Raw genomic sequence first — 13,294 nt, 5'->3', positions numbered from 1 at the left:
CGAGGGACAGTCTAAAGCCATCAACGCGTGAAGCGTTCGACGATTGCGTCGACGATGCGGCGTGACGCCTCCCCGTCCCCGTATGGGTTAGACGCTTTCGCCATCGATTGGTGCGCCGAAGCGTCTGACAACAACTCATCGGCGAGGCCGAAGATGACTTCTTCCTCGACACCGGCGAGCTTGAGCGTGCCAGCCGCCACACCTTCCGGACGTTCCGTCGTGTCACGAAGGACAAGGACCGGTACGCCGAGCGATGGGGCTTCTTCTTGCACGCCACCCGAATCCGTCAAGATGAGGTGTGAGCGTGACGCATAGTTGTGGAAATCGAACACGTCGAGCGGCTCAATCAAGTGGACGCGGTCGAGGTCGTTCAAAATTTCACCGGCAAGTTCCCGAACGATCGGGTTCATGTGGACCGGATAGACGACTTCGATATCGTCATACTTCTCGATCAAGCGGCGCACGGCACGGAACATGTTGCGCATCGGCTCGCCGAGGTTCTCGCGGCGATGGGCCGTGAGCAAGACGAGACGTTTGTTTTCAGCCGTGATTTGGTTGAGCAACGCGTTGTCGTAATCGTCTTGGACGGTCGTCTTAAGCGCGTCGATCGCCGTGTTGCCGGTGACGAAGATATCTGCTTCTTTCTTGTTCTCACGGAGCAAGTTGTCAGCTGACGTTTCGGTCGGTGCAAAGTGAAGGTCCGCCATGACGCCTGTCAATTGACGGTTCATCTCTTCCGGGTACGGCGAGTACTTGTTGTACGTACGAAGGCCTGCTTCGACGTGCCCGATTGCAATTTGGTTATAGAACGCAGCGAGTGACGCGGCGAACGTCGTCGTCGTGTCCCCATGGACGAGGACGATGTCCGGTTTTGCTTCCTTCATGACTTCATCGAGACCGTGAAGGACGCGTGTCGTCACGTCGAAGAGCGTCTGGTTCTTCTTCATGACGTCAAGGTCATAATCTGGAGTGATCTTGAAGAGCTGGAGCACTTGGTCGAGCATCTCCCGATGTTGGGCTGTGACAACGACGATCGGTTCGATCCCTTCACGTTGTTTGAGCTCCAAGACGAGCGGAGCCATTTTGATTGCTTCGGGACGTGTACCGAACACGGTCATAACTTTAATCATACAGATTCTCCTTTGAGGGGTTTTCGCGGCAAGATAATCGTCTCGCCGACGTCGTTTTGGTCGACGATCGTCGTCCGTTGCGCCATCTTCTGTTGCTTGAACTCCGATTGGCGCTTCGAATCGAGCGTGCGGAACCATTTCAAGAACTTCATGTACTCGTCAGCCACTTCGTCGACCGGTCCGTACTCACGGATCTCGCCGTATTCGAGCCAAATCGCCTGCGTACAGAACTGGCGGACTTGTGACACCGAGTGACTGATGAAGAAAATCGTCTTGCCTTCGTCTTTGAACTCGTTCATCTTGACGAGACAGCGGTCGGTGAACGTCTGATCCCCGACCGAGAGCGCCTCATCGATGACGAGGATGTCCGGGTCAATGTTAATCGAGATGGCGAAGCCAAGGCGCGACTTCATCCCGCTCGAGTACGTCTTGACCGGCTGGTCGATAAAGTCGCCGATGTCGGCGAACTCGATAATTTCCGGGGTAATCGCCTTGATTTGATGCTTGTCCATCCCGAGCATGAGACATTTCAGCTCGATGTTCTCCATGCCCGTCAAGTTGCCGTTCAGGCCAGACGAGATGGCGATGAGCGACGGTTTCCCGCGCAGCTCGATTTTGCCGTGCGTCGGCGGGATGACGTCCGATAACAAGTTCGACATCGTCGACTTGCCGGAACCGTTAATCCCGAGAATGCCGACGACCTCGCCCGGCGGAACTTCGAACGTGACATTGCGGAGCGCATAGAACTGCTTCCCGTTCGCCCGGTTGAACAACACTTCTTTCAGTTTATCACTTTGTTTCCGGTACAACGTGTACCGTTTTGATACGTTTTCAAACTTCACTTGGTAGCTCATACGTCACCGCTCCTTAAATATAGTCAATGAAGTAGCGACGGAAACGGACGTGAATCGCCGACCCGATCAAGAACGTCACGAGCGTGAAGCCCCAGAAATAGAGGCCGTAGCCCAAATTCTGCATGAGCCAATCCGTTCCGAGGAACATCGACCGGTACCCTTCCACCAAATAGTAGAGCGGGTTGATCATGAGAATCGTTTCGAGCTTTCCAGTCGGTTGCCAGAAGATAGGGAGTAAATAAAGCATCATCCGAATAATTTGTGACAGCAAATTTTGAAAGTCGCGGATAATCGTGGCCAGTGCCGACGTCAACAGCGAGAATGCGTATAAGAACGCGAGCGCACTGAGGAGCAGGTACGGCAAGAACAGCAAGTTCCAGCCTTCACTGATGCCAAACGCCATCATCAAGATGAACGCGATCGCGACCATCGCCACGTGTCGATACAGTTCCGACAAGATGACGTACGCCGGGATCGTGCTGATTGGGAAACTCATCTTCGAGACGAGTGCGATCTTCGAAAAAACGGATCGAGAACCACTGACGATGGCCGGTCCAAAGAAGAACCATGGCACGATTCCTGAAACGAGCCATGGAAGGAACGGAACATCACCAACGTCTCGACCCGCACGAAGACCGAACCCGAAGACGAGCCAATAAATCGCAATCTGAATGATCGGCGTTATGATTTCCCACAAGTATCCGAAGTACTGCATCGAATAGCGACTTTTCGTTTCATATAGAGAGAGTCTCAATATTAAATAGAGACTCTCCCATAGTTCGATGAATACTTGTTTCGAGGCTTTGATCATAGCGGGCACCTAACGGATTAGGCCAACGTCACTTTCCCGTTGACGTATTCGTACAAGTTTCCGTAGTTGACAACCGCAAGGTCGCTGTCATCGGCCTTCACGATGTTACGTGTGTCAAAGATCATCGGACGGCGCATCGCTGCGTTCAACTCGTTGAAGTCGAGCGCTTTGAACTCGTTGTGGTCAACGAGGACGAGCACGAGGTCCGCATCTTTGATTGCTTCTTCTTTCGACACGAGGTCGAAGTGTTTTGATGACGAGACTTCGACGTGTGGGTCGTGGACGGCCACGTTCATGCCTTGCTCGAGCATCAATTCGATGATCTCGACAGCCGGGCTTTCACGCATGTCGTCGACGTTCCCTTTGTACGTCACGCCGAACGCGGCGATTTTTGCTTCTGGCTGGTCTGAAACGAGCTTCTGCACGTTCTCGACGACGTAAGCCGGCATCGAGACGTTCGTGTCGCGTGAGAGCTTGATAATTTTTGCGAGCTCAGGCTGTTTCGCCACGATGAAGTACGGGTCGACCGCCAAGCAGTGTCCGCCGACACCTGGGCCTGGGCTGTGAAGGTTGACGCGCGGGTGCTTGTTCGCCATCTCGATGACGTCGAGGACGTTGATGTCGAGCGCGTTACATACTTTCGCGAGTTCGTTCGCGAGGGCGATGTTGACGTCACGGAACGTGTTCTCCATGAGTTTCGACATTTCAGCCGTCTTCGCGTCCGTCTTGATGACTTCACCTTTTACGAACGTGCCGTACACGTTCGCACCGGCATCTGCGCACGCTGGCGTGATGCCGCCGACGATACGGTTGTTGTGCACGAGCTCATGCAAGATCTGACCTGGGAGGACGCGCTCCGGGCAATGCACGAGGAAGATGTCTTCACCGACGACGAAGCCTGCTGCTTCGACGAGCGGTTTGACGTGGTCGTCCATCGTACGTGGTGCGATCGTCGACTCGACGATGATGACGTTGCCTTTCTCGACGTATGGAAGCACACGTTTCGTCGCTTCGAGCACATACGTGAGGTCGCACGACTTGTGCTCGTCATCGTTGTTCGGTGTCGGGACAGCGATGATGAACGCGTCCGCTTTCTCCGGCTCGAGCGAGGCGTGGAACTTGCCTTTCGCGACGACGTCTTTGACGACGTCTCCGAGGCCTGGCTCTTCGATGTGGATTTCGCCACGGTTCAATTTATCGACAACTGACTGATGAATGTCCACACCGACGACGTCGACGCCGTACTGCGCGAAGACCGCAGACGTTGGGAGTCCAATATATCCTAATCCGATCGTACATACTTTCATAGTTGAGATTACCTCCATAGATTAGTGACAGGTGTCACTGAATATTGCTTAACATTTCATATTGTTTAGGATTTACCAAAAATCAAACCCATTATACTCCTGATCCGATTTATTAAGCAATTACATTTTCATGACAAAACGGGATTATACCGGGCGGACCGCTCGTACGTTCGTACCGAGCACGTACTCTGTACTGAGTGCCGCCGCACGCACATCCCCTACACTATAGCAAACTTCAGGCAATAATGACCAATTCGAAACGGAAACGTTTGCGAACGTTAACCGACGGAACACATCTTCGGTCACGACTTCTTTCAACTTCGCGCGCGTATACGGGTTTAATAGGTAGACACGGACGACGGCCGTGTCCGGATACGTCGCAATGAGTTCTCCTGCCTGATCGAGCTTGTCGCCGATGATGACAGCGTGAGCCGCGGCATGTTGGTTCAAGATACTGTACGAGAAGTACGAAAGCCCAGCTTCGGCGACGAGATTACGAATCGTCGCTCGCTCGTCTGCCGCATCCCGATAGTACGTACTCATCATCGACGTCTGCGCGTCAATCTTCCGTTCAATCAAGCGTCGCGTCGGCTCATCCGCACGTTCGAGCAACGCATTCAGCGCCTCGATGACCGCCATCCGTTGGCGGACCGAGAAATCGTGACTCTGCGCTTGTCTCGAGACGGAGCGGTCACGCACCTGCCGGTAATAAATCGCCTCGGTACCCTGCGCAAGTAACTCGACACGCGGCGTGAACGTGGCGAACAGCGTCGAGAAGTAGACGACGTCTTCCCCGCTCTTTAGGCTCGGCTCGTACGTCGTACGTTTCGCGTAGACCGTCGGGACGAGCTTACAGGCGTTCAACGTCAACAGCTGTGACATCTGCTCATATGCCCAGTCTTGACCGGCGAGCCGTAAAAACTCGCGATGCAGCGGCGAGGTGAGCGGGTTGCCTTCCGCGTCGCGGTCTTGGATGTCGGCGATGACGATTCGGTCCGGGAGTGCCCGCTTGAACAATTCCTCTAAATACATGTCGCTCAACGTGTCGTCCTCGTCCAAGAACGTCACGTATTGCCGTGTCGCCGCCTCAAGCCCACGGTTCCGGGCGACACTCACGTTCGCTTCTTCTTCGAGCAAAAGGTGGACGGTGACGTCATTCCCGTAGGCCAGACTCGCGTCGTAGAGCGCTTGCCGGTTCGGCCCATTGAAGACGAGCACCCATTCGACGAGCGACGGATGAAGACTCTGGCGTTCGAGCGAGGCGAGGCACGTCGTCAACAGGTCGACCGAGTCGTGCGAGGCGACGATGACGCTGATGCCGCGCTGGAGCGACCCCTCTAAAAAAGTAGGTAGCCGCAACGATTGAAACTGCTCGTCGACCGTGCGGGCCCACGCTTTCTTCTCTGCTTGAATCGCGGTCAACTGTTCCTCGTACCCGTTCATGACGACTGCACTTCCCGCTCAATTTTGGCGACGAGCTTGCCGGCGACCGGGATGGCTTTTGCCCGTTCAATGATTTGGGTCAGTCGCTCCACTTCCGCTTCGGTCGTCTCACGCTTCGCCTTCTCACTCGCGGCCTCTTTTCGCCACTTGTCGGTGTTCGCCTTCGCCTGGCGGACTTCCCGCTCGAGCTCTTTCATCTTTTGAATCGTGTTCTCTTTCCCGCGGATGTGCTTGGCACCCTCTTCGAGCACCTCTTGCCTCACCGCTTCAATCTGGTCAGTCAAAGCTTGCAGTTGTTCCCGTAAAAATGCATTCTCACGTTCGACATACTCAACTTGTTGACGGTCCATAACCTTTTCCTCAGCTTTCTATGACCCACGACCCCATCTTGACACGGACGGTGTGTTGGTCGTTTTGGAATTTGAATGCTAGCTTGATGAACTTTGCCTCAATTTCTTTTGGGATGCGATGACGGATTTCGTTCACGCCAGGCGAGAGCTCGTGGCTGAACGCCGTCTTCTTCAAACTTTTCTTCGCATCGTATTGCATGACATATAGCTCGATTGACGTCGGTTCGTCCGTCAACAGCTCGATCGTGCCGTCGAGGTCGATATACGGGGCACTCCCGAGTGTCGCGTCTTTTTGGAACTCGGTCGACGGGACCGCGCTGAAGCTCTGATTGAACAGTTGCAAATACCCGTTCTCCCCGTTCAATGGCGCCACTTCGACATGCGCGACGAACCGTTCTTCTGTCAACGTGAACAAGTCGGCGTTGAACGGGACGAAGTAATGATAGATGAACGGTTTGATCGTCACCGAACGTGGCTTGTGCGATTCCGGCACGACCAACTCGACCGTCTCCGGCTCAATCTCGGACCCGTCCAACCGAACGTTCCAATTGCGGGCCGTCCATTCGTTCCAAAGCGAGACGTACCCGTGTTCCGGGGTGTCGCTCGGTTTGAAGCGCTCCGTCACGCCCGTCTCGACCCCGAGCCGTGCGTTCACCTGCTTCACTTGCTCCGGGGCGACGTGGTCGAGCATGAGGCGCCAGTTGAGCGGCGCCGGGATAATCGTCGGCAACAGCGGCGAGTCGCTCCAGGCGAACGTCTCTTTGACGAAATGGAGTGGCTTCTCGCCGAACAAGGCGTCGAGGGCGATTTTGACGAGCTGGCCTTGACGGCGGGTCTCGTACGGCGCCTCGATGATGTGGCGCAGGACGTCACGGTCGAAGAGCGGCTGGAGAATCGTCATCTCACGCAAGAATCCGCTCCGGGCGTAGGCATAAAAATGTTCGACCTTCAAATGGAACCAGGCCGCCTCGAGCCGGCCGCTCCAGTCGCGGTCCGCCTCTTCGTCGAATAATTGATTGAGCATCGCCTCGACTTGTTCGCGTTCGCCCTCGCCGAATCCTTCAAACGGGCGGATGGCTTTTCTCGACAGCTGTTGCTTCGCCTCGTGCTCATCCATGTTGTCTTTCAAAAACACGTGCTTGCCGTACAGCCAGTCCGACCCGTGCTTGCCGGCCTCGACATAAGCGTGGTCGACGTCACGTCCGGTCGGGATGCTCTCATAAGCCGATAAGTTGCCGTCTGTCGCCTCGAACGACGACGCGAGACGACGGCTTAGCGAGAGCGTCATCGTGTCCGCTGGCGCCGGTACGATTTCTCGATTCGCTTCCGGAAGAAGCTCTCGGGCGAGTGCCGCCTCGTTTCCTTCCTCATCCGGAACGTGGAGCGTCACATCTTTCCCTGCCTCGATGTATAACTTCGCGAGCAACACGTCGAGCGCACTCCCTGCGAACGGCACGTTCACAGCTGTCATCGGGACCGACGTGGCGTTTCGAAGGGCCGTGAGCCACGTATCGGTGAAGTCGTCACGGAGTTTGGACGCCCCGCGCGGCAATTCGTCCCACGTCTCGATCGTGATTGTGCCGTCCCGTACAATCAGGCGTTCACCGGCAGCGAGGCGTTTGACACCTTCGATGCGCGTGTCGCGGCCAAAGACGTGGCCGATGTGGCGCATCTGGCTCGCCGCCTTCGCCTGTTCTTTTGACTTGCCGGCCTTCTCAGCCACGTCGATGAGCGATGTCCCGACGACGACCGGTGCTTCCGAATAATAGACCGGGAGCAAGTTGTTGAACGGGACGTCAACCGTGAAGGCGTCATCGAGTCGCAAGGCGACGTTCATCCCATTGGGTTCCTCGCGCGACGGGTCGTAATGGCCGAGGCGCACATCGAGCGGCGTCTCGGAGACGACGTGCGTCAGTCCGTCCCGACGTTCGAAATCGAACTTGTGCGTCTTCGCTTCATACATAAACTGGCTCATAATATATCTCCTCAAAATATGATAAAACGAGCAAACCCGGAAGCCCGGGCTTGCTCATTGTTTTCGATTCATTTCGGTCAAGATGAGTTGTTCGAGCTTCGGCGCGAGCGTCTCGATGGCGAAATGGTGATGCGCATATGCCATGAATCGCTCGGTCGAGGCGAGCAACTTGTCGGACTCACCGCGGAACGAGCGGATGATGTCGACGCCGTCTAGGACGTTCTCCATCAACACGTCGTCCGGGTAAATCGTCTCGCTGCCCGTCCAGTGGCGGATGATTGGGTACGTGCCCGACGTCATCGCCTCGGCCGGCGCGAGGTGGAAACTCTCGAGGTCGCTCGTCGACAAGACGAAGCCGATTTTCGTCAACCACTCCGGCACGTCGTCCCCATGGCCGTCAAAGACGACGCTGTCTTTGAACGTCGGTTCTTCGAGCCGTTCGAGCAGACGGTCGTAATAGGCGCGCTCGTCTTCCCGTTTGTTGATCCAATAGATCTCGTTCGGGTGATGCCCTTTGATGAACAGCTTGTAGCGCGTGTCTTCCTTACGGAGCGTCTCGAGCATGTCGAGCGCGAGGTCGAGCCGTTTCAGCTTCGGGTTCACCCCGATCATACCGAGGTGGAACGTCAAGTCGTCGAGTTGCTTCGGTTGCACGAGGCGCGTTCCGTCGACGGCGTTGTAAATCATCGTCATCTTGTGGCGCGGGATGCGGAACAGACGGTACATCTCTTCGAGCATATACGGCGACACGAGGATGATGCGGTCGATGTTGTGCAGATTGTACTCGCGCGGGAACGGCGTCTCTTTCTCTTGGCGATGGATGCGGACGATCATCGTCTGGTGCGGCTTCTTATGATGCGAGTACCAGACGGCGTTGCCGAGACCCCACTCACAGAAGATGATGTCGGCCTGCTCGAGACACGCCTTACTGTGATTGACGTCATGAATCTTGTGTCCTTCCCATTCGTCAATCAAGACGTTGAAGCGCGGGTGGCGCTCGAAGTAGTCCATGAACAGACGCAGGAACTTGAAGTCATGCCCGGCGAACAGCAGGTTGATCTTCTTCATCGACCAAAGCTCGTCACGGAGACGTTTGTACGTGTTCGTGAACGTATAGTACTGCGCCATCTCATAGAGCCGTGTCGCCGCGTCGCGGTAAACGGCCTCATCGGTCAATGCGAGCTTCGCCTTCTCGATGAACTCCTGTTCCGAGTTGACGTAGAGCGGATAGTCCGGGCCGAGGATGAGCTCGTGCATCGGGTTCCGGTTCAACAGCACCGGTTTCCCGAGCGAGCCGTACTCTAGCAGCTTCGTCGACAGCTCGAGCGAGGCGTCGAGCTCCGGATGGCGCCATGACACGCCGATCGCGCTCGACTCGATGAGCGTCTCGACGTCGGCGCGCGGGATGCCTTTGAGCCATGTCAATCCGTCATCCGACTTCAAGCGGGCGAGGATATCCTGCTTGAAGTTCGGGTTGTTCGGGTCTTGGTTGAACTTGTCACCCGCGACGTGCAGTTCGGCCGGATAGTCGGCACGGAGCTTCGCGAACGCGTCGAGAATCTCGGTCGAATACCAGAGCGGCGCGAACTTGCCCGTGTAGACGAGACGGTCGTTCGGCTTCGTGAACGTCGGGACGGCGTCTTTCACGTTCGGGATCATCGGGTTCAAGATGAGGAACGGACGGTCCGTCGGCAAGAACGACTCGAAGTACGTCTTCATCGCCTCGGTCTGGCAGAGCATGCGCGCCGAGCGCGACGCGATCTGTTTCAGCCGGGCGAGCTCTTCTTCAGACGCTTGCGTATGGTCGTGCGTGAAATCTGTGATGTACGTCCACGTCTTCGCCATCGTCTGTTCATATTGTGACAAGTCGTACGCGAGCTGGAAGCCACGGACGAACGCGAGGTCGTACTTCTCTTTTTTCATCAGCTCGTCGATCAGCCCCGCCGCCTCGTCGGCTTGGAGCACCTTGCGTTCGACGTACGGCGCGTCTTGATAAGTTGGATCGGCGAACACGTCGATGAAGCGGACGTTCGGCAACTCGCGGATGCCGGCCGTCACCTCGGGTTTCGTGATCGAACGTTTCAAGAGCACGTCGACTTTGATCGATGGGTCTTGGTTCAACATCGAGACGACGGATGTCAGCCAGATGGCCGACCCGTCGATTAAGTTCAAATTGACGTCCCCGTAGACGAGGACGCGAAGTGGTGTCGTCATAGTTGTACCTCCTGAGCGACCGCTTGCGGCATGTCGCTCCCTGCTTTTACATATTGATACGGGTCCGTGCTGAAGATGCGTTCCCCGGACTGGGCGAGTTCTTTCAGCGTCGCGTCTTGTTTCAACACGTCGAGCGCCTCGGCCACGCTATAGAAACGAAGCACGTCCGGCTTCATGATCGAGCGCGACGGCGTCGCGTCGAAGACGTAACGGTACGTCCCGTCCGAGTCGATCTTCTCGAGCTCGCCGTCCCACGTGAAGTAGTCTTCTTTCGTCAAGATGTTCGAGTCGGCGTAACGCGTCGCGAGCATATAGTCCGATACGTACGATGGGCCGTAATAGTCGCCCGGTCGGATGAACGCCATCCAGTCGAAGCCGTCCAAGATTTCAGACAAGGCGTTATATTGCGGCAAGTAGCTGAGCATGAACGTCGACACGTCTTCCGTGTTGTACGCCTCATATAAATCAAGGTGGCCTTCGAACTTGTCGAGGAAGACGACGAGGTGTTTATGCTCGTAGTCTTGGGCCCGGAACGTCTCGACGGCGCGGTCCATCTCGTCCGCGGAACGGACGAACGCGACGAGCGCGACTTCCGGATGGTCGACACGGTACGGTAAACCGATCGCACCGACGACTTGGGCGAGGCGTTGCGTGTACGTGTGATACTTGAGCACGTGACGCATGCCGCCCATGGCGACGTCCTCGTAGAAGCTGTCGTCTGTCAACAGTTTACGGAACGTCTCCTCGAGCATCTCGTCGCCCTCGTCCAAAAAGACATAATCGCCGAGCATCTGTTTGACGCCGATCGAGCGCGTGCTGACGACCGGTGTCGCACAGGCGAGGCCTTCGAACACGCGGCGTGAGAACATCGTCGGCGAGTCGTTCACCGAGTTGACGTTCAGCATGACCTTGAAGCCTTTATACGCTTTCGCAATCTGGTTGTACTTCAAGCTACCGCGAATCGATTTACGGAACTGTTCCGGGAATTGGAGCTGGTCCGTCTCCCCGCGCTGATTCATCTCATAGTTGCGGTCGTAGATGACGAGACCGTACTTGTCGGCTGCCGCGAACAGGCGGTCCATGTCGATGCGGCGCGACTCGTGACGGTTCGCGTAATACGAGCCGGCGAACGACGCGTACGGTTCACGCGTCCCCGGTAGACGAATCGGGTTATGCTCTTTCGGCTGCGCCGCGAACGGCAACGCGCCGACCCGGTCGTGCCCACAATCTTCTTTATAGTTGTCGAGGATGTTCGCATCCGTCGTGTAGACGAAGTCGAACCGTTTCGCCGTCTCGATGAACCGGTCGTAGTGAATCGGGTCTTCTTTGTTCCAGAACACGGTCGGGACGTTGTTCAAACGGCACCACTCGAGGAGGGCGTCGAGCTCTTCCCACGTGTTCGTGCCGTATTTGACGATCTTCTTCTCCCACGTCTTGTCGTTTCCTTTCCAGGCCGACTCGACCATGAGGAAGTCGGGCTGACGATCGGCGAGGACGGCCGGCCAGTCGTCCGGCGAGAACGTGATCAATTCACATTCCGGACGATACGAAGCGGTCGTGAACTCGTCGAAGATGGCCGCGACTTTCATCTCGTGCAACTCGCGCGGCGTCGCCTCGAACAGGCGGGCCTCACGCGGGTCGATCCATTCCGGCACTTGCGTCCGGTCGGTGATGATCTCCTCGCTGACACGGATGTTCGTGACGAGTGTCTCGCCTTGTCCGTCGACGCGGAGGGCGAAGCGGAGGTAGCGCACGTCTTTACTGAACTCGAAAATCTTCTCGCTGCCGAGTTGCACTTGTTGCATCGACAACCGCTCCGTGAGCGAGTACGAGATGATATAGAGGACGACGCCTGTGTTCTCGCCGAGCTCACCGTCGACCGTCACACGGTAGCGGTGGTTCGGACGGACCGTGTACGGCTTCTCTTTCGGGAGCACCGTGAAGCGGTTGTTCGTCTCCATGTACGACACGTAACGGCGCACGTCCGGCTCGACGTCTAGGACGAGGCGGAGGCCGTTCGGGTCTTGTTTCAGCTTGATCGACTCTGGCGTCGGGATCGTCCAGAACGTCGGGTCGAGGTCGAACGTTTCCGTACGACGGACGCTGTTCTCCCGGATGACGCCGAGCTTCAAGTCCGAGATCGTGCCGTTCCCGTGGAAGCGGACGAAGTAGCGGACCGAGTCGTGGCTCGGCGTGAGGCTCATGACGTTGCTGAAGCCGAGCGGCACCTCGATGAGCTGGTCACGCTCGCCGTGCGCATACGTCGCGACGAAAAGCGTCGCTTTCGCCATCTCGGTCGCGTCTCCTTTTAAATAGAAACGATAGACGTAGTCGTCCATGTCGGCGAGGGGGAAGTCGATGCCGCGTTCGGTGTCGACATGTGGGAGCGCCGCTTCATGGACGCCATAGTGTTCATATTGGCTCCCTTGCCCGGTTACCGTGATCGTGCTGCCGGCGACGTCGACGATGCGGCTGAGCGGGGAGATCAGTTCGAGTGACGCGGCATTGAGTTCGATCATCGTATCGAAGTCGGCATCGGCGACGGCGCTACTCATCCCTTCGACGTTCCAAAGCGGCTGTCCGTCGATGAGGAGTGACTGAATCAAGACGCGTCCTCTCCCTTGCGTCTGGATGACGAAGCGGGTCTTCGTCTCATCCTCACGGAGCGTGACCGTCGTGCGGACACCGTCCCCGACACGGACGACGCGCGTCCGTTCTTGATCGTTATACATCATGACAAGAAGCGTGACATCGATGTCACCGCTCTTCTCGACGTTCAGGCTCGCGTCAAACTCGCGAATCGACGGGTTGAGCTGGAACGAGTCCGGGCCCGGCACCGTGCGGAAGGACGAGGCACGCTCCCCGTACGTCAAAAATTGCTTCTCGGCCATCGTAGAAACGAGCGCCGCGCCGTCCACTTCATAGTTTGCAGACGTCCGGGCATGCCAAGACGGGACGACTTCGACGAACTGTCTCGTCTGCACCTGCGTCTTCGTCCCTTTCATCAACCGACGGCCGATTCGTTTGCCGCGCTGCATGCCTAAATAGACACCACGTTTCACTTTACGTTTCCAACTCATGGGGGTTCCTCCAAATTCATAATGGCATCGTTTTCTCTTTAGCCGATGCCTTCTTATTTGAAACATCTCGTTTCGACACCCATTGATTATAGCAAACGCTCAATTCAAAAGGCAAAATCAACTGGATGAC

At 56.5% G+C, this 13,294-nt stretch carries 9 protein-coding genes; all 9 read right to left on the bottom strand.

All coding sequences use genetic code 11. From position 1 onward, the window contains the following. Positions 1-20 precede the first annotated feature (20 nt). The 9 genes from wecB to KNP76_RS03795 all read right to left on the bottom strand — a co-directional run bounded on the left by wecB (position 21) and on the right by KNP76_RS03795 (position 13,164). A complete protein-coding gene (gene wecB, locus KNP76_RS03835; RefSeq protein ID WP_211780647.1) occupies positions 21-1,130 on the bottom strand; it encodes a non-hydrolyzing UDP-N-acetylglucosamine 2-epimerase in 1,110 nt (369 codons plus the stop codon). Next, positions 1,127-1,984, bottom strand: a complete 858-nt coding sequence (tagH, locus tag KNP76_RS03830) for a teichoic acids export ABC transporter ATP-binding subunit TagH (RefSeq protein ID WP_024370615.1) — start codon at positions 1,982-1,984, stop codon at positions 1,127-1,129. Before tagH ends, wecB begins: the two co-directional genes overlap by 4 nt. 13 nt (positions 1,985-1,997) lie before the next feature. Beyond that, entirely contained in the window at positions 1,998-2,795 is a 798-nt protein-coding gene (locus KNP76_RS03825) for an ABC transporter permease (protein ID WP_034798952.1), read from the bottom strand. Between the two features lie 17 nt (positions 2,796-2,812). Further along, positions 2,813-4,102 (bottom strand): nucleotide sugar dehydrogenase, encoded by a 1,290-nt coding sequence (locus KNP76_RS03820; RefSeq protein WP_211780646.1) that lies wholly within the window; start codon positions 4,100-4,102, stop codon positions 2,813-2,815. Positions 4,103-4,246: 144 nt separating this feature from the next. After that, positions 4,247-5,545: a glycosyltransferase gene (locus KNP76_RS03815; protein ID WP_214842796.1), complete on the bottom strand. Its 1,299-nt coding sequence runs from the start codon at positions 5,543-5,545 to the stop codon at positions 4,247-4,249. Further along, positions 5,542-5,895 (bottom strand): hypothetical protein, encoded by a 354-nt coding sequence (locus KNP76_RS03810; RefSeq protein WP_214842795.1) that lies wholly within the window; start codon positions 5,893-5,895, stop codon positions 5,542-5,544. Before KNP76_RS03810 ends, KNP76_RS03815 begins: the two co-directional genes overlap by 4 nt. A 10-nt stretch (positions 5,896-5,905) precedes the next feature. Further along, a complete protein-coding gene (locus KNP76_RS03805) occupies positions 5,906-7,870 on the bottom strand; it encodes a hypothetical protein (protein WP_214842793.1) in 1,965 nt (654 codons plus the stop codon). A 54-nt stretch (positions 7,871-7,924) separates the two neighbouring features. After that, positions 7,925-10,084 carry a glycosyltransferase gene (locus KNP76_RS03800; protein WP_214842791.1) on the bottom strand — a complete coding sequence of 720 codons (2,160 nt, stop codon included), beginning with the start codon at positions 10,082-10,084 and terminating at the stop codon, positions 7,925-7,927. Further along, positions 10,081-13,164 (bottom strand): CgeB family protein, encoded by a 3,084-nt coding sequence (locus KNP76_RS03795; RefSeq protein ID WP_214842789.1) that lies wholly within the window; start codon positions 13,162-13,164, stop codon positions 10,081-10,083. The genes KNP76_RS03800 and KNP76_RS03795 overlap by 4 nt, the downstream gene beginning before the upstream one ends. Positions 13,165-13,294 lie beyond the last annotated feature (130 nt).

The sequence above is a fragment of the Exiguobacterium sp. s150 genome (assembly GCF_018618435.1).
GTDB classification, from domain to species: Bacteria; Bacillota; Bacilli; order Exiguobacteriales; family Exiguobacteriaceae; genus Exiguobacterium; species Exiguobacterium alkaliphilum.
This window is presented reverse-complemented; position numbering and strand designations above follow the sequence as displayed.